This window comes from Streptomyces sp. JW3, assembly GCF_052216785.1.
Lineage (GTDB): Bacteria > Actinomycetota > Actinomycetes > Streptomycetales > Streptomycetaceae > Streptomyces.
On the sequence record NZ_JBQOUX010000078.1, the window covers coordinates 12,914 to 38,866 of the forward strand.

The 25,953-nt window shown below is 72.0% G+C and carries 21 protein-coding genes and 3 pseudogenes; 10 read left to right on the plus strand and 14 right to left on the minus strand.

From position 1 onward, the window contains the following. Positions 1 to 186: 186 nt before the first annotated feature. From ACTT8P_RS26845 to ACTT8P_RS26855, 3 genes are read left to right on the plus strand one after another with little or no spacing between them, the layout of a single operon-like run. Positions 187 to 1,170, plus strand: a complete 984-nt coding sequence (locus ACTT8P_RS26845) for a Bug family tripartite tricarboxylate transporter substrate binding protein (RefSeq protein WP_442834332.1) — start codon at positions 187 to 189, stop codon at positions 1,168 to 1,170. After that, positions 1,167 to 1,691, plus strand: coding sequence for a tripartite tricarboxylate transporter TctB family protein (locus ACTT8P_RS26850; protein WP_442834333.1), 525 nt, complete (start codon positions 1,167 to 1,169; stop codon positions 1,689 to 1,691). The genes ACTT8P_RS26845 and ACTT8P_RS26850 overlap by 4 nt, the downstream gene beginning before the upstream one ends. A gap of 1 nt (position 1,692) precedes the next feature. Next, positions 1,693 to 3,243: a tripartite tricarboxylate transporter permease gene (locus ACTT8P_RS26855; protein WP_442834334.1), complete on the plus strand. Its 1,551-nt coding sequence runs from the start codon at positions 1,693 to 1,695 to the stop codon at positions 3,241 to 3,243. Between the two features lie 601 nt (positions 3,244 to 3,844). On the opposite strand, the pseudogene ACTT8P_RS26860 reads toward ACTT8P_RS26855, so the two are convergent. The 3 genes and pseudogenes from ACTT8P_RS26860 to ACTT8P_RS26870 form a co-directional block, all read right to left on the minus strand. Beyond that, a pseudogene (locus ACTT8P_RS26860) lies at positions 3,845 to 4,681 on the minus strand (peroxidase family protein); the annotation flags it as partial. A gap of 656 nt (positions 4,682 to 5,337) precedes the next feature. After that, the gene (locus ACTT8P_RS26865) at positions 5,338 to 5,820 is read right to left on the minus strand and encodes a DedA family protein (RefSeq protein ID WP_442834335.1); all 483 of its coding nucleotides are present in this window, start codon (positions 5,818 to 5,820) and stop codon (positions 5,338 to 5,340) included. 148 nt (positions 5,821 to 5,968) lie between these two features. Next, positions 5,969 to 8,134, minus strand: a complete 2,166-nt coding sequence (locus tag ACTT8P_RS26870) for an alpha-L-rhamnosidase N-terminal domain-containing protein (protein ID WP_442834351.1) — start codon at positions 8,132 to 8,134, stop codon at positions 5,969 to 5,971. On the opposite strand from ACTT8P_RS26870, the gene ACTT8P_RS26875 reads away from it, so the two are divergent. Then, positions 8,027 to 8,806 carry a substrate-binding domain-containing protein gene (locus ACTT8P_RS26875; RefSeq protein ID WP_442834336.1) on the plus strand — a complete coding sequence of 260 codons (780 nt, stop codon included), beginning with the start codon at positions 8,027 to 8,029 and terminating at the stop codon, positions 8,804 to 8,806. The two genes, ACTT8P_RS26870 and ACTT8P_RS26875, sit on opposite strands and share 108 nt — an antisense overlap. Here ACTT8P_RS26875 and ACTT8P_RS26880 read toward each other — a convergent pair. Next, the gene (locus ACTT8P_RS26880; protein ID WP_442834352.1) at positions 8,754 to 10,871 is read right to left on the minus strand and encodes a TerD family protein; all 2,118 of its coding nucleotides are present in this window, start codon (positions 10,869 to 10,871) and stop codon (positions 8,754 to 8,756) included. The two genes, ACTT8P_RS26875 and ACTT8P_RS26880, sit on opposite strands and share 53 nt — an antisense overlap. 40 nt (positions 10,872 to 10,911) lie before the next feature. After that, complete coding sequence (locus ACTT8P_RS26885; RefSeq protein ID WP_442834337.1) at positions 10,912 to 11,115, minus strand: hypothetical protein; 204 nt, start codon at positions 11,113 to 11,115, stop codon at positions 10,912 to 10,914. A gap of 145 nt (positions 11,116 to 11,260) precedes the next feature. Between ACTT8P_RS26885 and ACTT8P_RS26890 the strand changes: the two genes are divergently transcribed. From ACTT8P_RS26890 to ACTT8P_RS26905, 4 genes and pseudogenes are all read left to right on the plus strand, one after another. Beyond that, a complete protein-coding gene (locus tag ACTT8P_RS26890; protein ID WP_442834338.1) occupies positions 11,261 to 11,716 on the plus strand; it encodes a MarR family winged helix-turn-helix transcriptional regulator in 456 nt (151 codons plus the stop codon). Positions 11,717 to 11,805: 89 nt separating this feature from the next. Beyond that, positions 11,806 to 12,147: pseudogene (locus ACTT8P_RS26895) on the plus strand (transposase); the annotation flags it as partial. A gap of 28 nt (positions 12,148 to 12,175) precedes the next feature. Continuing rightward, a complete protein-coding gene (locus tag ACTT8P_RS26900) occupies positions 12,176 to 12,475 on the plus strand; it encodes a hypothetical protein (protein WP_442834339.1) in 300 nt (99 codons plus the stop codon). Beyond that, the gene (locus tag ACTT8P_RS26905) at positions 12,472 to 12,633 is read left to right on the plus strand and encodes a hypothetical protein (protein ID WP_442834340.1); all 162 of its coding nucleotides are present in this window, start codon (positions 12,472 to 12,474) and stop codon (positions 12,631 to 12,633) included. Before ACTT8P_RS26900 ends, ACTT8P_RS26905 begins: the two co-directional genes overlap by 4 nt. 17 nt (positions 12,634 to 12,650) lie before the next feature. On the opposite strand, the gene ACTT8P_RS26910 is transcribed toward ACTT8P_RS26905, so the two are convergent. Both ACTT8P_RS26910 and ACTT8P_RS26915 read right to left on the minus strand, forming a co-directional pair. Beyond that, positions 12,651 to 13,109, minus strand: coding sequence for a MarR family winged helix-turn-helix transcriptional regulator (locus tag ACTT8P_RS26910; protein WP_442834341.1), 459 nt, complete (start codon positions 13,107 to 13,109; stop codon positions 12,651 to 12,653). Between the two features lie 147 nt (positions 13,110 to 13,256). After that, complete coding sequence (locus ACTT8P_RS26915; protein WP_442834342.1) at positions 13,257 to 13,841, minus strand: TetR/AcrR family transcriptional regulator; 585 nt, start codon at positions 13,839 to 13,841, stop codon at positions 13,257 to 13,259. Between the two features lie 136 nt (positions 13,842 to 13,977). Here ACTT8P_RS26915 and ACTT8P_RS26920 point away from each other — a divergent pair, with 136 nt between their 5' ends. Continuing rightward, positions 13,978 to 14,904, plus strand: a complete 927-nt coding sequence (locus tag ACTT8P_RS26920; protein WP_442834343.1) for an alpha/beta hydrolase family protein — start codon at positions 13,978 to 13,980, stop codon at positions 14,902 to 14,904. Positions 14,905 to 15,073: 169 nt separating this feature from the next. Here ACTT8P_RS26920 and ACTT8P_RS26925 read toward each other — a convergent pair whose 3' ends face one another. The 7 genes and pseudogenes from ACTT8P_RS26925 to ACTT8P_RS26955 form a co-directional block, all read right to left on the minus strand. Next, positions 15,074 to 15,667: a hypothetical protein gene (locus ACTT8P_RS26925; RefSeq protein ID WP_442834344.1), complete on the minus strand. Its 594-nt coding sequence runs from the start codon at positions 15,665 to 15,667 to the stop codon at positions 15,074 to 15,076. 192 nt (positions 15,668 to 15,859) lie between these two features. Next, positions 15,860 to 16,042: pseudogene (locus ACTT8P_RS26930) on the minus strand (helix-turn-helix domain-containing protein); the annotation flags it as partial. 35 nt (positions 16,043 to 16,077) lie between these two features. Next, complete coding sequence (locus ACTT8P_RS26935) at positions 16,078 to 16,569, minus strand: phosphate/phosphite/phosphonate ABC transporter substrate-binding protein (protein WP_442834345.1); 492 nt, start codon at positions 16,567 to 16,569, stop codon at positions 16,078 to 16,080. A gap of 273 nt (positions 16,570 to 16,842) precedes the next feature. Next, complete coding sequence (locus tag ACTT8P_RS26940; protein WP_442834346.1) at positions 16,843 to 18,156, minus strand: TIGR02679 family protein; 1,314 nt, start codon at positions 18,154 to 18,156, stop codon at positions 16,843 to 16,845. Continuing rightward, the gene (locus ACTT8P_RS26945; protein WP_442834347.1) at positions 18,153 to 22,283 is read right to left on the minus strand and encodes a TIGR02680 family protein; all 4,131 of its coding nucleotides are present in this window, start codon (positions 22,281 to 22,283) and stop codon (positions 18,153 to 18,155) included. Before ACTT8P_RS26945 ends, ACTT8P_RS26940 begins: the two co-directional genes overlap by 4 nt. Continuing rightward, entirely contained in the window at positions 22,280 to 23,590 is a 1,311-nt protein-coding gene (locus ACTT8P_RS26950) for a TIGR02678 family protein (RefSeq protein WP_442834348.1), read from the minus strand. Before ACTT8P_RS26950 ends, ACTT8P_RS26945 begins: the two co-directional genes overlap by 4 nt. Then, positions 23,587 to 25,143, minus strand: coding sequence for a TIGR02677 family protein (locus ACTT8P_RS26955; RefSeq protein WP_442834349.1), 1,557 nt, complete (start codon positions 25,141 to 25,143; stop codon positions 23,587 to 23,589). Before ACTT8P_RS26955 ends, ACTT8P_RS26950 begins: the two co-directional genes overlap by 4 nt. Positions 25,144 to 25,549: 406 nt before the next feature. Here ACTT8P_RS26955 and ACTT8P_RS26960 point away from each other — a divergent pair, with 406 nt between their 5' ends. After that, positions 25,550 to 25,858, plus strand: coding sequence for a hypothetical protein (locus tag ACTT8P_RS26960; RefSeq protein ID WP_442834350.1), 309 nt, complete (start codon positions 25,550 to 25,552; stop codon positions 25,856 to 25,858). Positions 25,859 to 25,953: the final 95 nt, after the last annotated feature.

Sequence of the window (25,953 nt, forward strand, 5' to 3'; positions counted from 1 at the left end):
GCTGACGGTCCTCGGGCCGAGATCTCACCGCCGTGACGTTCGCAGACCGGCCGGGCCGGCGCCAGGGGGGCGCGGGTGCCGATGACCGCAAAGACCACAACCTCCGTTGCCGACGCAACGACGACAGGCCGCCGGCGTCGCTGCACCATGTGGGCCACATCGACGCGACGACAGGTGGTGGCACTCGTGCGCCTGCGCACCCCCCTCGCCCTGTTCGGGGCCGCCGTGCTGGTGCTCGTGGCACCGCCGCTGCTGGACACCGGCGGCGGCGACGCGACCGGTACCCGGATCCCGGGCCTGCGCCTCATGGTCCCCAACACCCCGGGCGGCGGCTACGACATCACGGCCCGGACGGCCGCGAAGGACGCCGAGGACGCCGGGCTGACGCACGGCATCGAGGTGTTCAACCTGCCCGGCGCCGGCGGCACGGTGGGCCTGAGCCGGCTGGTGGGCGAGCACGGCAACGGCAGGCTGGCGATGTCGATGGGGCTGGGTGTGGTCGGCGCCGTCCGCTCCAACGACGCGCCCCGCACCCTCGCCGACACCACGCCGATCGCCCGCCTCACCGAGGAGCAGAACGTCGTGGTGGTCGCCAAGGACTCCCCGTACCGGACGATCGAGGAGCTGGTCACCGCCTGGCGGCGGGATCCGGGCAAGCTGCCGGTGGGCGGCGGTTCGTCGCCGGGCGGCCCGGACCACCTCGCGCCGATGCTGATGGCGCGGGCCGCCGGGATCGCCCCGAAGGCGGTCAACTACGTCCCGTTCGACGGCGGTGGCGAGCTGCTCGCCTCGATCCTCGGTGCCAAGGTGGCGTTCGGTGTCTCGGGGGTCGGCGAGTACCTCGACCAGATCAGGGCGGGTGAGCTGCGGCTGCTGGCGGTCACCGGGCCGGAGCGGGTCGCGGGCCTGGCCGCGCCCACGCTGAAGGAGGCCGGGTACGACGTGGAGTTCACCAACTGGCGCGGCATCGTCGCCCCGCCCGGTCTGTCGGACGCCGAGCGGACCAAACTGACCGCGCTGATCGAGGAGTTGCACGACTCGCCGCAGTGGCGGAAGTCGATGGAGACCAACGGGTGGGACGACGCCTTCCTGACCGGTGCGGAGTTCGGTGACTTCCTCCGGGCGCAAGACCGGCGCGTGGTGTCGGTGCTGAAGGAGCTGGGACTGTGACGACGGGAACCACCGAGCGGGCCGGACGCCGCGCCTGGCTGCGCGACCATTCCGAACTCGGTGTCTGTGTGCTGCTGCTGGCGCTCGGGGCGCTGGTCCTGGCCGACGCGCTGACCATGGACGTCGAGATCACCCAGCGCGGTCCGGTCGGCCCCCGGACCGTGCCGCTCGTGGTCGGTTCCGGGCTGCTGCTGATCGCCGCGCTGCTCGCGGTGGACGTGCTGCGCGGCGGCCGGGGCGAGGCCGAGGGCGGCGAGGACGTCGACCTGTCCGAACCCGCCGACTGGCGTACGGTGCTGCTGCTCGCCGGGGTGTTCCTGGGCTTCGCCGTCCTCCTCGAGCCCCTCGGCTTCCCGGTCGCCGGCGCGCTGCTGTTCTGGGGCGCCGCGTTCGCGCTGGGCAGCCGGCGCCTGGACCGCGATCCGCTGATCGCCGCGGTGCTGTCGGTCGTCACGTACGCCGTCTTCGACCAGTTGCTCGGGGTGCCGTTGCCCGGCGGCCCGCTGACGGGAGTGCTGTGACATGAACGCCCTCGACTCCCTGCTGGACGGCTTCGGTACCGCCCTCTCCCCGCTCAACCTGCTCTGGGCGGCCCTCGGGGTGCTGCTCGGCACGGCGATCGGCGTACTGCCCGGCATCGGCCCGGCGATGGCGGTCGCGCTGCTGCTGCCGGTGACGTACGGCCTGGACCCGGTGGCCGCGTTCATCATGTTCGCGGGCATCTACTACGGTGCCATGTTCGGCGGCTCCACCACCTCCATCCTGCTCAACACCCCCGGCGAGAGCGCGGCCGTGGTCGCGGCGATGGAGGGCAACCCGATGGCCAAGGCGGGGCGCGGCGCGCAGGCGCTGGCGGCGGCCGCCGTGGGGCACTTCGCCGGCGGCATGATCGGCACGGTGCTGCTGGTGGCACTGGCGCCGACGGTCGCCGACCTGGCGGTGGACATCGGCGCGCCGGACTACTTCGCCATCATGGTGCTGGCGTTCATCGCGGTGACGTCCGTGCTGGGTTCCTCCCGGGTGCGCGGCCTGGCGTCGCTGCTGATCGGCCTGACGATCGGGCTGGTGGGTCTGGACCAGATGACCGGCCAGCAGCGGCTGACCTTCGGTTTCCTGCAACTGGCCGACGGCATCGACGTGGTGATCGTCGCGGTCGGTCTGTTCGCGATCGGCGAGGCGCTGTGGGTGGCGGCCCATCTGCGGCGCGGGGCCGCCGAGCCGATCCCGGTGGGCCGTCCCTGGCTCGGCCGGGCGGATCTGCGCCGTACCTGGAAGGCGTGGCTGCGCGGCCCGCTCATCGGCTTCCCGTTCGGCGCGATCCCGGCGGGCGGCGCGGAGATCCCGACGTTCCTGTCGTACGTCACCGAGAAGCGGCTGTCGAGACACCGGGACGAGTGGGGCAAGGGTGCCATCGAGGGCGTGGCCGGTCCGGAGTCGGCGGCGTCCGCGTCGGCGGCGGGCACACTGGTGTCGATGCTGACGCTGGGGCTGCCGACGACGGCGGTGGCGGCGGTGATGCTGGCCGCGTTCCAGCAGTACGGCATCCAGCCCGGCCCGCTGCTCTTCGAACGCGAACCCGACCTGGTGTGGGGCCTGATCGCGTCCCTCTTCGTCGGCATGGTGCTGCTGCTCGCGCTGAACCTGCCGCTGGCCCCGCTGTGGGCCCGGCTGCTGCGCGTCCCGCGGCCGTACCTGTACGCGGGCATCCTGTTCTTCGCCGCGGTGGGCGCCTACGCGGTCGGCGGCGAGGTCGTCGACCTGGTGATCCTGCTGATCATCGGCCTGGTCGGCTTCGGCATGCGGCGCTACGGACTGCCGGTGCTGCCCGCCGTCATCGGCGTGATCCTCGGCCCGGCCGCCGAGCAGCAGTTGCGGCGCGCGCTCCAGATCAGCGACGGCAGCGTGACGGGGCTGGTGAACACGCCGTTCGCGGTGACGGTGTACGCGGTGATCGTGCTGCTGCTGGCCTGGCCGCTGCTGCGGCGAGGGGCGGGGCGGGTACGGCGGCGGGGGCCGGGCCGGGGATCGGAGTCGGGGCCGGGGCCGGGGAGCGTGCCCGGCCCCCGCTCCTGACCACCGCGGCCGGGCCGCGCGGCCGCTGCCGTCGGTGATCCGGGCGGTGGCGGGACACCGCTGGGCGCCGGGCGGGGTCAGCGGACGCCGGCGAACCGCAGGAAGTCCGCGATGGTGCGGACCCGGTCGGCGGCTGGGCAGCCGGACGCCCTGGGCGGGGCTCCAGCTCATCTGGTTGACGTACGAACCGCTGTCGGCGCGGAGCTGTCCGACGAGGGTCTCGGCGACGATGCGGCTGCCGACCTCGCCGAGCCGTCGGCCGCCAGGGCGTCAGCAGCGCCCTGATCCGGTCCGGCAGGCCGGGATCGGTGCCCTCCAGGGCCAGGTCGGCGAGCGGCGGCGCGAGCCTGGTGTCGATGAGCCGCGCGAACCGGTTGGCGAACTGGCTGTTCCGGTCGGTCATCCGGTCCCACTCCACCGGCCAGTTGCCGGGCAGTGCGGTCAGGTGGCCGGCGAAGCCGCCCCGGCCGGTGAACTGGAAGAGCTGGTTCAGCGTGGCGACCGGCGCGATGCCGTCGCCGGGGCGGCCGAAGTTGCGGTTCCAGTCGTAGGCGCCGCGCACCATGCTGTGGCCGAAGCGGAAGGCGGCCACCGAGAACTCGACCGGCACGCAGGTGCCGCGGCGGCGCAGGTCGAGCAGGTTCCCCTCGGCGGTGTCCGCCTGGTCGACGACGTCCGGGCGGGCGACGGTGCGCAGGTAGTCGTGGACGCACCGCCACTGGTACGTCCAGCGGGTGAGGGACCTGGCCCGCTGGAAGACCTCGGCGTCCGTCTCCCGCTCGGGCTCGTGGTCGCGCACCCAGTCGACGGCGGCGTTGTGGAAGCGCAGGAACGCCACGTGCAACTGGGCCACCACGAGATTCTCGTCGTCGCGGCTGTCGCCGATCAGCGGCGTGCTGTCGGCCTTGCGCGGCAGGTCCCGCTGCTGGTCGTCGACCGGGGGGATCAGCACGCCGGCCGGCAGCCGGCGACGGAGCTCGCGCAGGGCCTGGCCTGGGCCGGCGACGGGGCCCGCGCCCGCGGTGTGCTGGACCCGCTGGTCGAGGGCCTGCGCCGGGACGGCTCCCCGGCCCTGCTGCCGTACGCCCTGCTGGCGCGGTGCGAGGCGGAGCTGCGGTCGCGCTGGCCGGCGGCCCTGGGCGGACGCGGCCGAGGCGCTGCGCCGGGCGCGGGAGTCCGGGCACCTGACGCTGGCCGGGTACCCGCTGCCGCACCTCGCGCGGCCGACCGGCCTGCGCGGCGACGGCACGGACTGCCGGGAGCGGATGGCCCGGCAGGAGCACGGGTGCGGCGGCCGGCTGCGCGGCCTGGCGCCACTCGCGCGGGGCGCGCTCGGCACCTGCGCCCTCGCCGCCGGCGACCCGGACACGGCACGTGCGCAGTTGGACCCGGCGTTCGCCCTGGCGCGCGAGTCGGGCCTGGTCGGCCCCGTCCTCATGCCCTGGGTGGCGGACCTCGCGGAGGCGTGGCCGCGGAGCGGGGACCGGGAGGGGGCGGCCGATGTCGCGGACTGGCTGCGGGCGCGGGCGCGGGCGACCGGGCCGGCCTGGCCGGCCGCGGCGCACTCCCGCTGCCGGCTGCTGCCGGCCCGGTCCGCCGAGGAGGCCGGGGACTGGCCGGCCGTGGCGGAGGGCGTCCACACCGGTGCGGAACTGGTCCACGTGCGGGCCCGGACCCTGCTCGCCGCGGGTGAGGTGCGGCGCCGCTGCCGGCGGCCGGCGGCGGCCCGGGAACCGCTGCTGCTCGCCGAGCGGACGTTCACCGCGCTGGGGGCGGCGCCGTGGGCGCTGCGGGCCCGGGGCGGGGCCGCCGCGGCCGGTCACCGCGCCGTCCGCGGCGACGCGCCGCTGCCGCTCACCCGCCTCACTGCGCAGGAGCTTCGGGTGGCCCGGACGATCGGTGAGGGCCTCAACAACGGGGAGGCCGCCGCGTCCCTGTTCCTGTTCCTGTTCCTGTTCCTGTCCTGCCAGACGATCGAGTCGCACCTGACCCGCGTCTACCGAGCTCGGCGTCCGCTCTCGCTCGGACCTGGCCCGGTGCCTGGCCCGGGCGGGGGTGACGGGATGACGGCCGCCACGGCGGAACGGGGCGCCGTCAGCCTTCCTCGGCCACCGTGTCCCGCAGTCCCGGCGAGCCCTTCCGCCGCCGGTAGGCCACCGCCCCGCACCCCGCGAGCAGGACGACGGCGACGGCGGCCACCCCGAACGCGGTCCGCTCGGCGAACAGCCGCCCCAGCAGTTCGAGGGCGCCGAGCCCGGCGGTCGCGTAGATGAGCGCCCAGGCCGCGCCGCCCACGAACAGCGCGGGCAGATAGCGCGGCAGGGGCATCCGCGCGCTCCCGGCCACGAAGTTGGCCGCGGTCTGGAACCCGACGGTCAGGAAGGAGACGGCCACCCCCGGCGCGCCCCAGCGCTGGATGGCCCGTTCGACGCGCCGGAACCGGTCCGAGGAGTAGCGTCCGGCGAACCCGCTGCGCCGGGCACCGGCACCGGCGAGCCGCCCCACGGCGTAGGTCCCGCCGGCCCGCAGCAGCACGATGGCGTAGAGGCCGGCGGCCGTGAGCGCGACCTCATCCACGACACCACGCCCTCGGCTGCGCCGGGCCCTGGACGGGCACGAGCCTGGTCTCCATGTCTCACCTGCGGTCCACTGCTGCCGGTTGCGGCCCCCGGCGCTCATTGTCGCATCCGGTCCTTCGCGGCGGCGCCGGGGGAAGCGGGACCGGTCACCTCAGCGTGAGCACGCCCGCGTACTCCGCCTCGGCGACCGAGCCGCCCACGTAGAGCGGCACCTTGCCGGTCGGGGTGACCCAGCGGCCGCGGTCCTCGTCCCAGTAGGAGACCGTGCGCCGGGACACCGTGACGGTCACGGTCCGCCGCTCCCCCGGTCTCAGCGTCACCTTGGTGAAGCCGGCCAGCTTCCTGGCCGGTGTCGCGATCCGGGCCGGCAGGTGGCCGACGTAGACCTGGACGACGTCCGAGCCGGTGCGCCGGCCGGTGTTGCGCACCTCGACGCTCACCTCGGCCGCGTCGGTGTCGGTGCGGAGGCTGCGGACCCGCGCGCCGGTGCGGGCGAACGTGGTGTAGGACAGGCCGTGCCCGAACGGGAACAGCGGCCGCTCGCCGTGCTTGTCGTACCAGCGGTAGCCGACGAACACGCCTTCGTCGTACACGACGGTGCCGCCGTCGCCGTCGCTCTTGCCGCCCGTGTAGCGGGTGGGTCCCTGCTTCTCGTGGGCGGGGAAGGTGACCGGCAGGCGGCCGCCGGGGTCGGCGTCGCCGTACAGCACGTTCGCGATGCCGGTGCCGGTGGCGGCGCCCTGGTACCAGGCCTGGAGGACGCCCCGTACCCGGTCCAGCCAGGGCATGAGCATCGGGCCGGAGGTGTTGAGTACGACGATCGTGCGCGGGCTGGCGGCGGCCACCGCCTCGATGAGCTGGTCCTGGTCGCCGGGCAGGGACAGGTCGTCCCGGTCGATGGCCTCGCCGGTGTAGTTGTTCACGAAGACCACGGCGGCGTCGGCCTTCCGCGCGGTCTCCACGGCCGCCGGCATCAGTGACTCGGGCTGCCAGCCCAGTTTCATGCTGGGGCCGCGGTCGCCGGCGTCCCGCGTGCTGTTCTCGACGGTGATGTCGACGGCCTGCCCGGCCCGGAGTTCGACCACGCCGCCGATGGCGGACTCGTTCGGGCCGATGAAGGAGTCCCACAGGTAGCGCGAACCGGCGAAGACGGTGGTGCCGTCGACGACGACCTTCGCGGCGCCGGACAGCAGCGCCGCGAACCGCACCCAGCCGGTGGCCGGCGGGGTGACGGTGACCGGCGCCAGTTCCTCGGTGCACCGGACCGGGGCGGCGAGCGGGGCGATGAGGGTGCGCGGGTCGCGGGCGCGCACCGCCACCGGTGTCCAGCCGGTGGCAATGCAGCGCGGGGTGGACCAGTCGGGGTCGTGCAGGCGCGCGTCGAAGGTCTCGCCCTCGTACAGGCCGGTGAAGAGGATCGGGCCGGGGACGGCCTGCCAGGAGGCGTCGGTGGCGACGACGGTGGTGCTGCCGTCGTCGTGGGTGACCTCCAGTTGCGCGATGAGGGACTGGTCGGTGCCGTAGAGGTCGCGGTGGCCGCCGTCGAAGCCGATCCGACCCCGGTACCAGCCGTCGGCCAGCCAGGCGCCGATGGCGTTGGCGCCCTCGGTGAGGTGTCCGGTGACGTCGTAGGTGTAGTAGCGCAGCCGCTGTCCGTAGACGGTCCAGCCGGGCGAGAGGGTGTCGTCGCCGACCCGGCGGCCGTTGATCTCGGCTTCGTACAGGCCGTGCGCGGTGATGTGCAGACGGGCCCGGAGCACGGGCCGGGGCGGGTCGAAGGCGCGGCGGACCCGGGCGGGCCGGCGGTCGGTGTCCGGCTCCTCGGGCCAGGCGGCGCCGACCGGCCGGGCCTGCCAGTCGTCGGGGTGCAGCAGCGCCGCCTCGACGGTGGCGGGCGGTGACCAGGCGGAGGGCTCCCCGGTGGTGGACCAGGTGCGCACCCGGACGGTGACCCGTTCGCGGGAGGTGAGGGGCGGGCCGGGCCAGGGGACGAGGAGGTGGTCGGCGCCGTCGATCCGGCCGGTGCGGTGGCGGGTGCCCTCGCGGTCCAGTTCGAGTTCGTAGGCGCGCTGGCTCCCGGAGCCGGGGGCAGTCGCCAGGAGAGCCGGGGGTCGGGACGGCCGATGCCGAGTCCGTCGCGGCGGTGCTCGAAGGTGACGGGGGCAGGGGGGAGCGACACAGTTGGGGGCACCACCACCCGGTCGATGGTGGACCGGCAGATGGACGGCCTGATCCTGATCGCGCCGGGGACCCCGCGGGCCGAGGTCCTGACGACGGCGCAGTCCACGCCCACGGTGGTGATCGGCCACCACGACGTCTCGGAGCTGCACGACTCGGTGGTGGACGCCGACGGCGCGGGCGCCGCACTGGTCGTCGACCACCTGGTCGGGCTGGGCCACCGCAACATCGCCCTCGTCTTCTCCCCCGGCACCCGGTCCAGCAAGTGGGCGCGCACCCCGGAGATCGTGCCGACCGCCGGCTATACGGAGGCGATGGGCCGGCACGGCCTGGCCGAGCACACCCGGGTGTGCCGCACGGCCTACTCCGACGACGGCGGTTACAAGGCCGGCATGAGCCTGCTGACCGGCGACAACCCGCCCACCGCCATCATGGCCGGCGCCGATGTCGCCGCCCTCGGCGTCTGGCGCGCCGCCCACGAACTCGGGCTGCGGGTGCCCGAGGACCTCTCCCTGGCCGGTTACAACAACACCGCGCTGGCCGACCTGGCCACCGTCCAGCTCACCAGCGTCGACCAGGCCGGCCACGACATGGGCGGCACCGCGGCCCGGCTGCTGATCCAACGCGTGGAGGGACAGCGGGAGCACGCGGTGCAGACCACGATGACACCGCGGTTGGTGGTACGGCGCAGCACTACGGGCCCGGGGGACGCCCCTGAAGGCATCCACCGTCGCCGCGTACCGGTCACACCGGTCAGGCCGGGGCCGGCTCGCTCCTGCGGGACGCCGGGCGCTCCAGGTGGGTGACCACGGTCGAGTGGAATCGATGGACGGACTCGTCGACGCTGCGGATGAAACCGGACTCGGCGTTGCCGCGGGTGCTGCCCATGCTCTTGAGCAAGGAAAGGCGAAATCCCGTGATCTGCGCGCCGCCCTTGGGGATCAGGTCCCCCGGTTCGGGCCGCAGTCGCTCCAGTGTGCCCCGCGGGCCTCCGGTCTCCGCGTCGACCAGCGTCTCGACGTGCAGGTCGGCCGGGGCGTCGGCCAGCTTGCGGACCAGTCGCTTGGCCCAGGTCAACGGGTAGCCCTCGCTCGGTACCGCGATGTCGATGGCGGTGCGCAGCTTGCCGGTGCGCAGGTCGGCGCTGAGCGTGAGGACCCCGGCGGTGCCGTCGATCCGCAGTTCCGCCTGGAGGCGGCCCTCCAGACAGAGCCGGTCGGCCATGACCGCGCGGTGCAGGCCGGGGTCGGCTCCTCGCTTGGCACGTCGCACGGGGAGGACCTTCTGTCCGAGTTCGCCACCGAGCCGGAGGCAGACCTGCCGGATGAGACGTTCCCAGCTCTCGACGACCTCCAGGGCGCGAGCATCTCCCTGGCACAGCGTTTCGTCGTCGATGCCGTTGCGCACCGGGACCCAGGCCGCCCCCATGTTCTGGAAGCCGTGGCAACCGGAGTTGTCGTGCTGGACGTAGTGCAAGAGTTCCTGCAACAGCCAGGCGTGGGCGCTGTTGCCGACGCCTTCGTGACGGATGAGCATCTGGGCCTGGTGGGCGACCTCGGCCCAGGACAGGTGCCACAAGGCGACCTTGTGCTTGCGCCGCTTGTCGATCTTGACGTCAACGAGCGGGCTGCCTTCGAGTGCCACGTCGTTGGACAAGGTGATGACGGCCTCGTAACCGCGCCGGGCGGCGATGTCCATGTACGCCTGGACCTGCTCGGCCTTCAGGGCGTTTCCGTTGGTCTTGGTCTCGACCAGAGCCGTCCACAGTTTGCCCGCCCGCTCGACTCGAATGACACCGTCGGGCCGCCGGGGTGAGTCACCGTGCGGGAGCGCGACCTCGGTGAAGGTCTCCATACGGCCGGCCGGTGCGCCGAACGCGGCGGTGAGGCGTCGTCCGAACTCGGGAACCTGGGACATGACCGACAACAGCACGGAGGTGGCGCGCATCTCCCGGTCCCGGTCACTCTTGACCGCCGACACCGGGAAGAGCCGGGCTTCGCTCCAGGAGTCGTTCTCCGCCAGGGTCTTCTTGACCGTCCGGGGCAGCGTGACCTTCTTCTTGGCGGTACGGGGACGCGGCGCCCTGGCCGCCGGCCCGGGCTCAGTGCCGGGCTCACGCGGCGCCGGGATGGCCGGCAGTGCTGCTTGTGCCTGCTCCTGCGGCTCGGCAGCGGCGGCGGGGGCCGTCGTCTCACCCGGCCCGTCGGGCGCGCTCGGGGCCGTCCCGGCACCGACCATCACGCCGTCAGCCGTTACGTCGTCGGCCGCATCGAGCCGGACATCGCCGCCGTCGCCGAGATTCTCGCCGCTTTCCTGAGCGGGCGCGTCGTCGTCGATGTCCACACCGAAGTCGGTGGCCAGGCCGGCCAGACCGGTGGCATAGCCCTGGCCGACCGCACGGAACTTCCAGTCCTCCTGCCGGCGATAGAGCTCGGCGAAGATGAAGCCACTCAACGAACCGGCGTCGTCGATCGCGAACCGGAGCAGGTCCTCGCCCGCGGCATCGGCCAGCTTGACCTGAAGCCCTTCCAGCTCGTCGAAGCGTGCTTCTCCGTACCGGCTGGCGGCGACCACGATGCGTTCGACGTCGGACGGAACGGCCGTCAGGTCGAAGACAATACGGTCCTCACTGCCTCCGTCGGCGGGCTTCTTGCCCAGCAGTTCCACGCTTCCGTCGGCGGCCACCGGGTTGTTGTAGAAGTAGAAGTCGCCGTCGCTGCGGACCCGGCCGTGCTCACCCAGCAACAGCACCGACACGTCCGCGTCCCCCTCCCCGGACGGGCTCGCCCACTGCAGACTCACGATCACCGAGTCGGTGTTCTCGCTCAGCGACGCCAGCGCTGCGTTGGCACCCTTGACCATTTCGTACATGGATTCCCCCCATTTCCCCCACATGTTCAACGCGGCAACTCTATGGCCCACAAGGTGCGCCCTGCGACCGTTCGCCACCAACCGCTCCCAACACCCGGTCAGGCAGGATGCCGGGGTTGATGACCAGGACGTCCAGCCGCCCGAACTCCCGCAGGCCGGTCAGCAACTCGGCGGTCTCACTGTCACCCACGGCGGCCACCACGCCGACCGCCTTGCCGACGGCCGAAGTGATCGCGCCGACCACCTCCCGTCCACGTCGTCGACGACGACGGCGGCTCCGCCCGGTGGCTGTCACCCGCTATAAACCCCGCCATAAACAACAGGATTCCTGTCAATTACTTAGGGTGGGTCGCTGTGACAGGCGGAACTGCTGCCAGCGGAGGCACGGCATGACGGAGACGGCACGACCCGTGGCGGCACACGGGGTGGCGGCGGGTCCTTCCCTGCTCTACCTGCTCAAGCGGGCGGAACTCGTCGTCCGAGCGCGACTGGAGGAACTCCTCAAGCCCGCCGGGGTCACCGCTCTCCAGTACACCGCGCTGACCGTGCTGGAGCGGCACGACGGCGCGTCCGCCGCTCAGTTGGCCCGGGACTCCTTCGTCACCGCCCAGTCGATGGCCGACATGGTCCGCGCGCTGGAGAGCCGCAACCTCGTCCGGCACGAGCCGCACCCGCACAACCGGCGGGAGAAGGTCATCCGCCTCGCCGCCCCCGGCCGCCGCCTGCTCGCCGACCACGCCGAGCCGGCCCGGCAACTGGAGGAACGCATGGTCCAGGAACTGGAGCCCGCCGACGTCGACCGCTTCCGGGACGCTCTGAAGAGCGCGCACCGGTCACTGTCCTGACGCACGCACTTTCCGAAGCGGGACCTACGACGACGCGGGGCGGATCTCACAGTAGCCCCGCCCCGAAAGCGGCGCCCCGCCCCCTAGTACTGCAATCACAGTTGCGGTTCTGCCGATCCGAGCCGCGCGGCCGGGCGCTGGAGTACATAGCCGGGCTGGTCACGCCCCTGGAACGCAAGAACGGCTGATCCCTGGCGGAACGGGCGGGCGAGACGCACCCGATCGGGATGCAGCGGCTACTGGGCGAGGCGGACTGGGACGCCGATGGGGTTCGCGATGACGTGCGGAACTTCGTCGTAGACAGCATCGGCGACAAGGACGCGGTGCTGATCGGCGACGACACCGGGTTCCTGAAGAAGGGCACCAGGTCGGCCGGGGTGCAACGGCAGTACTCCGGCACTGCGGGCCGCACCGAGACCTGCCAGATCGGAGCGTCACCTGCTGATCCGCCGCTCAACCGTGCCGAACAAGAAGGACAAGAAGACCGGCGAACTCGTCTGCGGGATCGCCTACTTCCTGTGCCACACCCACCCCGGCGCCACCGTGGCCGAGCTGGTGGCCGCCGCCGGACAGCGCTGGATGGTGGAGGAGTCGTTCCAGGTCGCCAAGGGACAGGTGGGGCTGGACGAGCACGAGGTCCGCAAATGGTGCTCGTGGTACCGGCACACCACCGTATGCATGCTCGCCATGGCCTTCCTGGTCACCGTCCGGAGCCGGCTCATACCCGCCCCACCGATGACTCCCGACCCCCGACCGTGAACGAGATCCGCCGCCTGTACGACCGGATCGTCCTCGCCCCCGCCCGCACCGCCCGGACCTGGCTCGCCCTGCACTGGCACCGCTGGCGCACCCGCCACCAGACCCGGGCCCGGACCAGCCATTACCGCTCCCGAACCACCCGCGCTCACTCACCGTGAAACCACCGGCCGTAACACTAGTGGTGCCAAGCTCGCCCGCCCGTGTTGTGGATGAACCGCTGCAACACCTTGAGGGTGGTCAGGTACTCCTCGTCGGAGATACCCGCGTGCCGTTCCGCCCAGAGCTCGTCCTGAAGGGCCGCGGCCTTGTCGTAGAACGCCCTGCCCTCAGCCGTGATGCCCAGGCGTCCCTCGGCATCCTCGGTGATCCAGTCCTGGGCGATGATCGTATCGATCTCCGACTCCATGGTTTTCGGGCCGACGTCGAGGTAGTTCCGAAGGAGGCAGGACACTTCGTCACGGGTCCTGACAGTGTCGGCGCCTGCCACCTGCGCGAGGGCCCACCACTGCGGTTGGGTGGTGCCGATCCCGGCGAGGGCGGCCCGGGTGCGGGCGATGACGGCCCTATAGGCCGCCCAACTCCAGTAGCCGATGGGCTGCTTGATCAGGTCGGTGTCGCTGTGCGAGTACTCCATGGCCGGAATCCCTGCCGTTGTCTGAGTCGGTTCGATGAGATCGACCGTAGGAACTCAACCGGACTTGAGGTCAAGGGCGTACCGGTCGACTCGTCGGAGAGATCGCCTACTTGCTACTCACTCACCGTGAAACCACCGGCTGTAGTACTAGGCCCGCGCGAGGCCCGCGAGCAGCACGTCGATCATGTGGCGGGCCCGGTAGTCGGGGAAGGTGCCGACCCCGATGCACAGGTTGCCGATGGCGAGCATGAGGTCGTAGGCGCGTACGTCCGCGCGGGTGTGACCGGCGGCCGCCGACGCCGTGAGCAAGTGTTCCAGCACGGGCAGCAGACGCTCGACGAACTCGCTGTGCAGGCTCTCGAACCCGGACTGGTCCGAGCGCATCGCCTCGGCCAGGCCGTGCTTGGTCACCAGGAAGTCCGCGAACTGGTGCACCCACAGCCGCAACGCCTCGTACGGCGTGTCGGCGGCAGGGGGAGTGTGCGCGGCGGCGGCGAGCGCGCCGAGCTGGTGCCGGAAGACCGCGACCACCAGATCCGCCCGGGTGGGGAAGTGGCGGTAGATGGTGCCCATGCCGAGGCCGGACTCGGCGGCGATCTCGCGCACGGGGGCATCCACCCCCGTACGGACGAAGACGGCCGCGGCGGCGTCCAGGAGCACCTGCTCGTTGCGGCGGACATCGGATCGTTTGCGTCGGCCGGTGGAAGACGACGACGTTTCGTCCGTGGACATCGAGGACACCCCTGCTTGCGAAGCGGAGCAGCGCTCCGTATTGTGGGACTCATCCGGAGCGGCGCTCCGTATTGCCAGTATGGCAGCTCATCGCGCCTTACGGTCTCCGACGCCTGCCCAGAAGGGTCTTCATCTCATGCTCGGCACCACCACGGACACCCTCGCCACCCCCACCACCGCGACCGTCACCGTCCGGCCGGTCGCACTCCCCGCCCCCGGCCGGGGCCAGGACCTGCACGTACGGGTCACGGCGCCGACGACCGGACGCGACCTGCCCGTCGTCCTCTTCTCGCACGGCGCGACGCTGACCATGGACGACTACGCGCCGCTGGCCGACTTCTGGGCCGCGCACGGGTTCGTCGTCGTGCAGCCCACCCACCTCGACTCGCTGGGCCTGCCGCCCGACGACCCGCGCACCGCGCGCATCTGGCGGATCAGGACCGCCGACCTGACCGGCATCCTGGACCACCTCGGCACCATCGACGCCCAGGTGCCGGGGCTGGCCGGTCGCGTCGACCACGACCGCGTCGCGGTCGCCGGGCACTCGTGGGGCGCGCAGACCGCCAGCACCCTCGTGGGCGCCCGGGTCCTCGACGCCGACGGCACCCCCGGTGAGAGCATGACCGATCCCCGCGTCAGGGCGGCCGTGCTGCTCTGCCTGCCGGGCACCGGCGGCACCGACCTGAGCCCGCTCGCCGCCCAGTACTTCCCGTTCATGAGCCCGGACTTCGCCGAACTCAAGACACCGAGCCTGGTGGTCGCCGGTGACCGGGACCAGTCCCCGCTGACGGTGCGCGGCCCGGACTGGTTCACCGACGGATACCGCCTGAGCCCGGGCGCCACCGACCTGCTGACCCTCTTCGGCGCGGAACACGGCCTCGGCGGCATCCAGGGCGCCCACGACACGCGCACCACCGACGAGAGCCCCGAGCGCGTCGCCCTCGTCCAGCGCGCCACCCTGGCGTACCTGCGGACCGCGACGGGCGTCGACGACGCATGGCCCACCGCCCGCCACGCCCTGACCGCGGCCGGTGAACCACTGGGAAGGGTCGACTCGAAGTGACCTGACACCGGTCAACCGGTCACATCCCTTCAGTGCCCGCACATCGGCCTGGTTCAAGGGGTGCGACACCTCGAAGGCCGTCCTGGTCTGCACCATGGCAAAGCCGTAGTCACTCCGCGGTGACGCCGGCGCGGCCCGTCCCGATCCCTCGGGGCGGGCCCCGTCCCGCTCAGTGCACCGGTTGCCAGTCGGCGTGCGTCTCGTCCAGCCTCGGCAGCTCCGGGTCCTGCCAGATGAGGCACCCGTGCACGATGCCGGGCACCTGCGAGCCCATCCGGTCGGCCGGGCCCTCCATGAGCGTCCGGCGGACGGTTTCGAGATAGGCGGCCAGCGTCGGATAGGACGGTCCGTTCATGTACATGCCCTCATAGCTGGTCCACTCGCCCAGACCGGCCGCCGACAGATACAGACCGGCGTCGGTTGCCTCGGCGTAGTTGCCGAAGGGTGCCACCCACTTCGTGCCCTCCCAGTAGTCCTTGCCCTGGGAATCGAACCCGGCGAGGCGCGGCTTGATCGACTGGGCGGGCGTAAGCAGCAGCCCATGGGGCAGGAACCGTCCGGTCGCCACCTCGCCCTCCTCGTCCAGCTCGTCGAGGTCGAGCTGACGCACCCCGCCGGCCTCCGCCCACACGGCCAGAAGGTCGGGCGGGAAGGGGAAGTCGCAGCGCTCCCTCAGGCGGCTCTGCGCCGCCGTGATCTCGTCCGCCGTGGCAGGCGCGGCAGCAGGGAGGCGTACGAGGTAGGGGCGTGCACCCGTAGCCACTCAGTCAGCCACCGCCAGCCGTCCGCCGTACGTCTTGCGCGTTCACAGGTCACGGCCCTCCGCATTCGCCTCATCAGCCTGACGGCCCACCGTACCGAGCGAACTCGCACCACACGACCATGCCGGAAGTCCGTTCTCCTCACTCCCCACCTGTCCGCCGGCGTCGGCGCCGTGGCAGGCGCGCAGCAGGACATCGTCGGCGCCACACGCCGCGCACCAGGTACGAATGTCGGTGTCCGAGGGCGGGGCATCGCCCATCTGGACGCGGGGGTCTTCGCCGCGCGCCGGCCGCACCGGGCGGAAAGTCCTTCCGGTGAGGCCGGCGTCCTTACGCAGGCGCTGCAACCGTTTGGCGAGCGCCTCGCGGACCACCAACTCGGATAACGGAGTGCAGTTCGGGTCCTGGGCCTTCACCGAACGCGTCTGCGCCTCGGGACCGCTGCCCTCAATGTGATCGATCGGGGACTGCGTGGACAGCCCGAGCTGGATGCTGAGTCGACGAACGAGAGGGTCTTGCCGCACAGGTCGTCGAGCTTCTTCACAGGTGAGTTCGCCGGCACGACGCGGGTGAAGATAGGAGTGCTGTTTCCCAGCCGGGCGACGAGCGGATCCGCCCCGCCGGTTTTGAGGGCGAGAGTGGTCGGGAAACTGCTCATCACGCCGATGCCGGTGTGGCCGCCGCGAATCGACTCGACCACGCCCATGTAGTCGGGGACCTCGGTGATCTCGACCTCGCGGCTGGCCTCCTTCGACAGCAGGTCGGCGAAGTCGTCGACCGGGTTCTGCGCCGTCGGGTCCTCGCTGACCCGAATCGCCGCCACCGAGAGCGGGGTGTCGTCGGCGGACGGCCGCCGCACGCCGAGCAGGCACTTGCCGCATTCATCACAGGGACGTTCGATCACTACCAGGTCCGTACCACGCCGCAAGGTGCGCGTAAATGGCGGCCGGACCTGGGCGGACCCCTTGGTCAACCCAGGAAGCTCAGCCGTACCTTGCGGTTGACATTAGAGATGTTGGTGTCCGCCAACCTCCGTTAAGGCAACCGTCACGCTACTCGGTCGCACCCTCCGCGCAGGACACCATCGAGAGGATGACGCGTGAAGCGCGAGCAAGCGTAGTTGCAGTTCAGAGCGAGTACGCGGCCGTTCCGAGCGCCTCTTCGGTCGTCTGGGACGTCACAAACGGCCAGATGAGCACTCCGACCCCACCAGAGCAGCGAGATCTTCCAACAGCACATCGGCCACCAGCTCCTCGACCATGGCAGTGCCGTGCTCCGCCATCACTTCGGCCAGCTCGGCATCCCATGGCGCCTCGGTAATGCGCCCCGGGTGAGGACCCCGCGCGTTGCGGGCGACCGCGGCCCGGTAGTCCGCTGCCGTCATCCGCCAGGGGTGCGCCCGCACCTTGTCCAGGACGTATGCGGCGATGCGGATACCCTCGCCGTCGAAGTCACCGTGGTAACGGAGGTTCGCGCCCCCATCGGCGAGCAGGCGCAGGAGCTGGATCGCGGCACTGTTGGGCCAGCCGGAGGTGCAGACGAGTGGCGGGCAGTCGGGGCCGAAGCGGCGAAGGGCGAGGGCCAGGATGCTGGGGTTCTCCACCACGTGGACGACATACGGGGCAAGGGCGGCGGGCAGGGTGAGATCGCCCGGGTTCCGGACCTGCGCAAGGGTCAGGCTGGCGGCCTGACCGGCCTCGGTGCACAGACGGGCCACCCGGGCGAGCAGGCCGTCGCCGGCGGGGCGCAATCCGCCGGCGACGACGGTGGCGGACAACTCGTCGTCGGCGACGCCGGCACGGGACCACAGGGCGCGTCGTTCCGCTGCGGACTGCGGTGGAGCAATGTCGTAGAGAGTCGCCAGAGCACGCATGACGAGGGTGGAGAGAGGTGTGCCGTCGTCGAGAGCGTGCGCGTGGCCGTTCAGGACTCGGGCGGCGAAAACGGGCAGGGGTTCGGCCTGGCCAGGGAGTTCGGCGAGCACCTTGAGCGCGTCGGTGAGCAGCGAACGAGTACGTTCCGCCGAGCCACCGACCAGGCCTGTGGCTCGACAGGACGCAGCCCAGTCGGCGAGCACCGGCTGCGCCCGTACCGTGTCGTGACCGGCCAGCCAGGTCCACAGACCGGCACGTTCGTCCTCGTGGCGGCGGCGTTCACCGGCTCTGTCGCCAAGTGGGCCGATGAGTTCGGCGACGACTTCTCGTACCGTGCGGCCGGAGAGCTCGGTGACGGCCTCCTCCAGGCGGGCCAGGGCGACGGAGGGTCGGGGGTCCGGCAGACGGTCCAGGCCGAGGAGGTCTGCGAGGGCTTCGCGCTGGGTCTCGTCCAGCGGTCCGAGGCGTACGCGTGTGACGGGGCGGCCGGAGGAGAGACGGCCGTGGACTGTCTGCCAGAGGAAATCAAGTTCGGGCCGGTGGAGCGTCGCGTCGCCCGACGCGAGGTGCTTCCGAGGGGTCGTCCCGCCAGGCACAGGATGGTCTCGCGGGGTCATCCTTCCTCCATTCCGGTGCCGTTCCAGACGAAGCGCGCGCTGGTGACGGCGTCGTCCCCGTCGGTGAGAAGTTGGTGGACGGCGATGCCGGGCAGCTCCCTGTAGTTCCCCCACTCGTGGTCGGAGGTGATCATGAGGTCCAAGTCGAGTGCGGCCAGCAGGGCGAAGACCTGTCCTCGGTTTACGGTGTCGACGCCGACGAAGACCTCGTCGAGCAGGATCGGGCGGGGCGCCAGGGGTACGTCCTCGTAGTGAGCGGCGACGGCGGCGAACAGCGGCAGGTGCAGGGCGATGGCCTTCTCCCCTCCGGAGAGAGCACCGTGCAGCCGTTTCGTCAGCGGCTGCCAGCCGTTTCCGTCCGCCCGGTCGAGACGGACAGTGAAACTGTGCCAGGCGGTGTAATCGAGCACCTCGCCGAGGTGTTCCTCCCAGCTCGCGGCCGTATCGCTGCCCTTGGCCTCTTCGATGCGGGCACGGAAGAAGGCGTGCAGGGCCTCCCGGTCGGACTCCGTGACCCGGCCGGGGTCCTTCAGGAGCAACTGGCGGGCGGTGCGGGTGCTGTCAGGGAGGTCCGGGCGGACGTCCCAGACGAGCTGGACGGCGACGTTGGAAGCGGTACGGACCCGCTCCAGGTGCCCGTTCATATGCGCGACGAGTTCACCGGCCCGGCGGATGCGGGCGGCGAGGTGGCGGCGGATGTCACCGGTGAGGATCTGGTCGAAGAGGCGCCGTTCGGCGGTGCTGATGTCGTCGCGGCTACGGTCACGCTCCTGGGTGAGCGTGGTGAGCAGGCCGGTCGCCCCAACGCGAACGCCCTCCAGGGTGGCGGTGAAGAGCTGGACGTCGTCGTCGGGCTCCAACTCCAGGTCGGCACGGACGCCGAGGTGCCGGCGGGCCTCGTGGACGACCTCGGAAAGGCGAGTGGCCGCGTCACCGAGATGGCGTGGGGCGTGCGGGATGCGGGGCCACCGTGCCGCCATGGCACGGGCGGCTTCCAGCGTGGCCTTGGTGCCGTCGCCTGCGTCGGGTTCGGGGGTGAGGCCCGCGTCCTCGGCCAGACCGGCCAGGCACAGGTGCCGGAACCGCTGCGCCGCGCCGTCGCGGACCTCGACGCTCTTCTCCCGCCGTTCGGCGTCCTGGCCGCTGGTGGCCCTCAGCTCTCCGATCCGGCCTTCCAGGCCCATGAGGAGCTCGGCCGACCGGCGGGCTTCCTCGCGGCAGCGGTCGCGTTCGGCGCGGGTCTCCGCGACGCGCGCGACGATCTGCCGGTAGTCCGCGCCGACCGTCTCCTCCACCGCCTTCAGGCGTGCCGTCATGCCGGCCGCCTTCGCCTCGGCGGCGGCCGCGTCGGCGGCCTGCTTCTCGGCGAGACGGTGTGACCGGCCCGCTTGCACGGCCGTCTCCCTGGCCCTTTCGGCGGCGGCGGTCGCGTCGATACGGGCGTCCGTCCAGGTGTCGGTGAGGTCGCGGAACCGCTCGACGCTGCGGGCGAGTTCCCGCAGCCGGTCGCGGTCGGTGGGCAGTCCGTGTTCGGCGGCACGGCGGCTCAGCGTGCGCAGCATGCCGGCCACGTCACCCTCGCGTGCGGCCAGATGCTCGGTCGCGTCGCGCACGGCGTCGTCCCGGGCGGCCACCTTCTCCTCGGCCCGGTCCCAGTTTCGCCGGCGGGCGTCGAGTTCCCGGTGGTCGGGCCGGGCGGTGCGGTCGGCCGCAAGCCGGGCGGCGCGGGCGTCAAGTTGCCGCAGCCCGACGGCAAGGGTGGTCAGGGAGGCGTCCTTCTCGGCGATCAGCTCGGTCAGTTCGGCGATCTCACGCTGCTTGGCCCGCTGCCGGGCGAGGGCGCCGATGTGGGCGGGCTCCGGCTTGCTCCAAGTGCCGGTGGCCGGCGCGAGGCGCCAGGCGCCGTCGGAGGAGACGGCCGCGGGGTGCCCGCCGGGCAGAGTGGTGCCGTACGCGATACCGGCGAGGATGCGGCTCACCGTGTCGGCCGGTACGGGGATGTCCTCCTCGGGCCTCAGCACGTGCAGCAGGCTGGGGCCGGGGGCGGTCGTGGCGAGGTCGGCCTCTGCGCGGGTGTCGTGCCCGGGGAGGGTGAGCCCTTCGGATGCGCTGACCCAGGCGTCCAGGAGACCCGACGCCTCCAGTGCCGCTTCCACCGCGGCCTGTACAGGAAGCGGGACGTCCTCGTGGAAGGCGACCAGCCGCCACAGCGGCGCGCCCGCCGCGGCCGTACGGACGGTGGTGCGGGTGGGCGGAGCGGCAGGCGGGAGATCGGTCTCGCCACTGAGCTTGCGCCTGCGTGTGTCCAGGAGGTCCCGTTCCTGCTCCAACCCCTGTCGCGCGGTGCGGACTGACGCCCGCTCCGTGGTGATCTCCTGGTCCAGCGGTCGTGCGTACGTTTCGACCAGCTCGCGCACGTCTGCCTCGACCGCCGCCCTGGCGGCCAGTTCATCCAGGTCGGGGATGCGCAGCTCCGTGCAGTCCCGGGCCCAGACGAGCAGCCGTTCCGCCTGGGCGGCGAGGGCTTCGTCCCAGGCGGCGGCGGTCGCGTCGCGGTGGGCAATCGCGTCCGCGAGCCGGGTGCGGGCCTCGTCCAGCAGGCCTTCGGCGGTGCCCCGGTCTCGTACCGCCCGGTCGTGCGCGTCGATCGCGTCGGTGAGGTCGGCGATCTGCTCCCGGCGGGCGGCGACCGCGCCCCGGAGCAGCCGGCGGGCGGCGTCGGCAGCGCCGGACCGCCCGCTCCCCGTCCTGGCCGGGGCGTTCGCCGTCCCGTCGTCGAGGGGCGTCGCCTCCCGTTCCGCCTCCAGGATCGTCTTCACCTCGTGGTGAATGGACTCCATGCCCGCGGCCCGGGCCGAGCGGTGTGCCTCGTCGGCGGTCTCCCGGGCGTGCTCGGCGCGTGTGCGGGCGTGTCCCGCGAGCTCGTCGGCGTGCTTCCGGTCCTCCTCCGCATCGGCCTCGGCGGACCGGGCGGTGGTACGCAGCTCCCCAGCGGTCGCGACCTGTTCCTCGGTTCCGCGGCGGAGCCGGTCGAGCTCCTCCCCCTTCTGGTAGGCGTCGCTCTCCCGGAGCCCTTCGACCCTCTCGTCCAGGGCGTGTGCTCGCCGTTCCAGTTCCTCGCGCAGGGCCAGGGTCGAGGCGCGCTCCTCGCACGCCTTCTCGTACTCCTCGGCGCTGACGCGGGCGTCCCGGGTGAGGTCGTCCATCTCGGTGGTCGCGGAGATCAGCGCGGCCGCGCCGGCCCGCAGGACCCGGCGGGCGTAGTCGCGCTGCCTGGACGCGACGTTCGCGGCCGCCGTCACCTCGGTGTCGAGCCGGTCGAGGTGCTCCCGCTGCCGGTCCAGGCGCTCGAAGCCCTCGGCGAGCTCGGTGATCTCTCCTTCACCGAGCGGGGGCAGCGCGCGGGACAGGAGGGTGGACAGCAGGGAGGGGTCGAGCCGTTCGGACAGCTTGGGCTGCCGGAGCTGGAGCAGGGCGGAGAGAAGGGACTCGTACCGTTGCTCCCCCATGCCGGCGAAGAGTTCGCGCCGCACAGTGGTGCGGTAGTCGGTCGCCGACGGGTGCACCTCGCCGTGATCGCGCAGGGCTTCGGCGAGGGCCGCCTTGGTCAGGGGCTGACCGGTGTCGTTGACAAGGTGGACGCCGTCGGGGTGGGCGATCCGGGCGGTGGTGGTGAAGTAGTCGGCGTGCGCCGTGGTGGTGTGCACGCTCGCGTGCAGGCGGGCCCCGCAGCCGAACCAGTACTCGGTGCCGTCGTCTCCGACCCGGCGGAACTCCATCCACACGTATCCGACGCGGGTCTTGCCTGACGCTCCCTGGCCGAGCAGGTTCCAGTGCATCGTGCGCTCCGAACCGCCGAACGTGGAGAGGCGGTTGGGGCGGAGGCTGGCGTCGAAGAGGAAGGGGAGCAGCAGTTCCAGGGCCTTGGACTTGCCAGTGCCGTTCTGACCGCGCAGCAGCAGACGCCCCTGGTGGAAGGTGAAGGTCTCGTCGTAGTAGCGCCAGACGTTGAGGATGCCCGCGCGGTGGGGCTGCCAGCGTCCGTGGACGGCGTCCGCCTCCTGAACGCGTGACGGCTCGGTTCTCTCATCGGGCCGTCGCTGGAGGGGAAGTTCCGTGACGCTCACTGCGTGTCTCCTTCTCCGCCACCGACGGTGGTTGCGCTTGCCGGATCGTTCTTCGGGGCCGGGCCGGTGGTCTCCGTCAGGTGGTAGCGGTACGCGGCCGGTCGCGCGACGACGCGGTTCCGGGTCCTGCCTGCCAGGCCGACGTCGAGCAGGATGCGTATGGCGTCGTCGGCAAGGCGGGCCGGGCCTTCCTCCGACTGGTACGCCTTGGCCCAGCCCGGGAAGCGGCGTAGCAGCTCCGCTCCCGCCTCGGCCAGTTGCTCGGGCAGCAGGCCCGCGGGCGTGGCGCACAGTGGTGCGAGGAGGAGCAGCGCGGCGACGCGGGCGGTGGAGGTGTCGTCGGGGAAGCGGACGTCGGTGGCGATGGCGTCCGGATCGACGAGCAGAAAGCCCTCCGCCCGTTCCTCCAGGAGGCAACCGGCCTGTTCGACCGAGCGGCGCAGAATCTGGCGCCCGGTCAGTGAGGTCACATACGCGAGTTCGTCGCCGGTGAGGTCGGCCCGGTAGAGCACGGGGTCGTCGAAGAGGCGGCGCAGCACCGAGTGGCGCAGCCGCAGATTGCGCTGGGCGTCCGTGGACGCGGCGGTCTCGGCATGGGCGTCGTCGGCCGTCCCGTCGGCGGGAGCGCCACCGTAGCGGCGCTCCCTGACCAGGCCGGCGAGGAGGTCATCGAAACGCGCGGGCACCTCCTCCGAGGGCACGGCGAGCCGGGAGGGGCCGACCGGAGCGGCGGGCAGCCGCATCAGCAGTGTGTTGTCCACCCGGTAGAGGACTTTCGCCTCCGCGGAGTCGACGTACGTCTCGGTCGTGCCGTCCACGGCGCGCAGCACGTCGTACGACTCCAGCAGCTTCAGGACGTCGACGAACGCCATGCGCTCCGGCCGGTGGACCGGGTCGAACCCCGCCAGCGCGCGGTCGGCCGCCGTCGCCTGGACGACGCGGTCGGCGAGCATGCCGATGGTCGTCATCGGCATCGACAGCAACTCGGCGGCGGTCACACACAGCAGGATGTACCGGCGGCGGTCGAACGGGGCCCGGCCGGATCGTGCCCGGCGGGCGGGACGGGAGCCGTCGGGGTCGGCGCGGACCTTGGTGAGACGGGCGTAGCCCCGGCGGGGTTCCACGATCAGATTCCAGCCGCAGGTGTAGTCGAACCACCGGGCCAGCGGGTCGCGGCGGCGCCGCACCAGGTCGAATGCGGTCGGGTCGGCTGCCTCGGTGAGCAGCGGGCGGGCCAGAAGGAGGCGGATGGCGCGGGCGACCTCCTCCCGTTCGGCGGAGGCCAGTTGGTTGGCGAGGGTGCTCATCCTGCGGCCTCCTGTCCCGTGGCCGCGCGGGCTGCCGGGAAGGCGTTCGCCCCGCCTGTGGCCGTGACGTGGATGACGTAGTCCGGACCTGTCATCGCCCCCTGCGTGGTACGCAGTACGGCGGTGCGCCCGTCGGGAGGCGGCGACAGCGCCACCTCCACCCGGCCGTCCCCGGTCGTGGCCCGTCGCCGGCCGCCCGCGTCCGGCCGAGCGGCCAACGCCCGGCCCAGCAGTTCGAGCAGACGGTCGAAGGCCGCGGGGTCGAGGGCACTGAAGGAGGAGAGCCGTACGGGGCCGTCCGTCTCCAGCGCCTGCCAGGCGCGCGCCAGCTCCGCCCGTTCCGCCCTGGCCCGCTCGGCGCGTTCCGCCCTGACCGTCGCTACGTCCCTCACCTTGGCGGTACGGGTGAAGCGTTCAGTCCGTCCGCTGGTCCGCAGCAGCGCCGATACCTCCACCGGCGGTGCCTCGGACCAGGAGCGGGACGAGGGGATCAGCTCCGGGTCCGGGTGGGCGATATGGGCGTGACGCGCGGGGCCGAGGCCGAAGGCGGCCGACCACAGCCGGTGCAGATCCTCCTCCTCGGGAGCCGCCGCGAACCAGCGTGCCAGCTCCCGGAAGTCCTGTACGGCACTGGAGGAGCGGCGCCGGGACTCGTTGATCCGCTCCAGGACCTGCAGGAGGGAGACGATGGCACGCCGGGCGATGTCGTGCAGCTGCTCGATCCGTGGGCGCGTCCCGTCGTCCGGCAGGAACCAGGCCCGCAGGCCCGCCCAGCGCGCCCGCCGGCTCTCCAGCCAGCCGGCCACCGGGTCCTCTCCCGGTGTCGGAGGCAGCTCGGCACCGCGCAGGGCTCGCTCACGCAACACCGCGATGCCCCGCTCCTCCACCCGGGCCACGGCGGCGGCCACCGCTTCACCGCGCCGGTCGAGGTTGACCAGGAACTCCTGGAGATACGCGACGGTGGCGGCCTTCACCTCACGGAACACGTCCAGATCCACTCCTTCGGCGCGAAGGAGCCTCTGCAACTGGCCGTTGAAAGTCTTGGTGTTCTCCACCAGGCCCTCCAGATGGCCCTCCAGCTCCCGCAGGGTGCTGAAGATCCGCCGGTCGGCCGCGGCGGGTTCACCGGACAGCACGGTCAGCTCGTCGAGCCGGTCGGCGATCGCCTCCAGCACCGCGGTCTGCAGCGCCCCTGTGGAGGCCAGCGCGTCCAGCGCGTGTCGCACCCCGGCGAGCGCGGCCTCGCCCCGGCGGGTCAGCGAGTAGTGCAGGTTGCGCCGCTCGTATTCCTCGGCCGTGCGGTAGTTCTGGGCGTGGTTGTGCACCACATCAAGGAGTTCCCACTTCACCAGCCGTTTCAGCGTCTCGTGCAGTTCCTCGTCCTTGAGGTCCGAAACCCAACCCACCGCACGCAGCCGCTCCCGTACGCCGTCGAGCCCGAGCTCGGTCTCCAGGTGCTCTCCGGCCACCCCGAAGGCCTCGAGCACGGCCCCGTTCAGGTCGGCCGTCTCCCCCGTGGTGAACCGGAACATCTCCGGCGGAACCCTGCGCATGCTGATGTCTCCCCTCCCCCGTCGCTCCTGCGACATTCTGTCCCTTACGGTAAGGGGCGACTGAAGGAAGGAGCGCCCGCTCCGAGGCGAGGGCGATGCCGTTGAGCCCCGACCGCGGGCGCGGGAGCTGCTCACCGCCTCGGTCCGCGCCTCGACGGCTGCGCGCAACAGGTGGATCGATTCATCGCTCGACGCACCCTGTCGAGGGTCGCTTCCTCACGTAGGGGGGCTCTCCTGCCCCGTGCTCTGTTTCCGTCCCTCAGCCACATGGTGAAGCCCGGACGTCCGCCTCACCGAACAGGGTCCACCAGGCTGGTCCTGTCCGGCCGATGCCCGCGGATGTCAGTGCTGCGGTCCATACTCGTGCCGCGGCGCCACCCGGGCACCGCAGTACGAGGGGGGCAACATGGCTGAGGTGCTGGTCTTCCACCATGGACACGGGCTGACCGCCGGCATCCGTGGTTTCGCCGCGCAGTTGCGACGGGCCGGACACACCGTCCACGCTCCAGATCTGTACGAAGGGCAGGTGTTCGACAGCCTTGAGGAGGGCGCCGCCTATGCCGAGAGCGTCGGGTTCGACACGATCATCGCGCGCGGTGCCGCCGCCGCCGAGGGGCTGCCTGCGGAGCTCATCTATGTTGGCTTCTCGCTCGGCATCCTGCCGGCGCAGAAGCTGGCCCAGACTCGCCCCGGAGCGAAGGGGGCCTCGTTGTGAACCGCCCCGTTTCGAATGGAGACTCGATTCCATGAAAGGATCGGGTCATGGCACGACCTTCCCGTTACCCGCTTGAACTCCGCCGTCGTGCGGTG

Bases quoted from the DNA above. Each gene is read 5' to 3' on its own strand.
- ACTT8P_RS26960 (WP_442834350.1), top strand. From the start codon at position 25,550: ATGGCTGAGGTGCTGGTCTTCCACCATGGACACGGGCTGACCGCCGGC.
- ACTT8P_RS26950 (WP_442834348.1), bottom strand. From the start codon at position 23,590: ATGAGCACCCTCGCCAACCAACTGGCCTCCGCCGAACGGGAGGAGGTC.
- ACTT8P_RS26875 (WP_442834336.1), top strand. From the start codon at position 8,027: ATGGTGGACCGGCAGATGGACGGCCTGATCCTGATCGCGCCGGGGACC.
- ACTT8P_RS26910 (WP_442834341.1), bottom strand. From the start codon at position 13,109: ATGGAGTACTCGCACAGCGACACCGACCTGATCAAGCAGCCCATCGGC.
- ACTT8P_RS26880 (WP_442834352.1), bottom strand. From the start codon at position 10,871: ATGTACGAAATGGTCAAGGGTGCCAACGCAGCGCTGGCGTCGCTGAGC.
- ACTT8P_RS26940 (WP_442834346.1), bottom strand. From the start codon at position 18,156: ATGACCCCGCGAGACCATCCTGTGCCTGGCGGGACGACCCCTCGGAAG.
- ACTT8P_RS26955 (WP_442834349.1), bottom strand. From the start codon at position 25,143: ATGCGCAGGGTTCCGCCGGAGATGTTCCGGTTCACCACGGGGGAGACG.
- ACTT8P_RS26915 (WP_442834342.1), bottom strand. From the start codon at position 13,841: ATGTCCACGGACGAAACGTCGTCGTCTTCCACCGGCCGACGCAAACGA.
- ACTT8P_RS26920 (WP_442834343.1), top strand. From the start codon at position 13,978: ATGCTCGGCACCACCACGGACACCCTCGCCACCCCCACCACCGCGACC.
- ACTT8P_RS26890 (WP_442834338.1), top strand. From the start codon at position 11,261: ATGACGGAGACGGCACGACCCGTGGCGGCACACGGGGTGGCGGCGGGT.
- ACTT8P_RS26855 (WP_442834334.1), top strand. From the start codon at position 1,693: ATGAACGCCCTCGACTCCCTGCTGGACGGCTTCGGTACCGCCCTCTCC.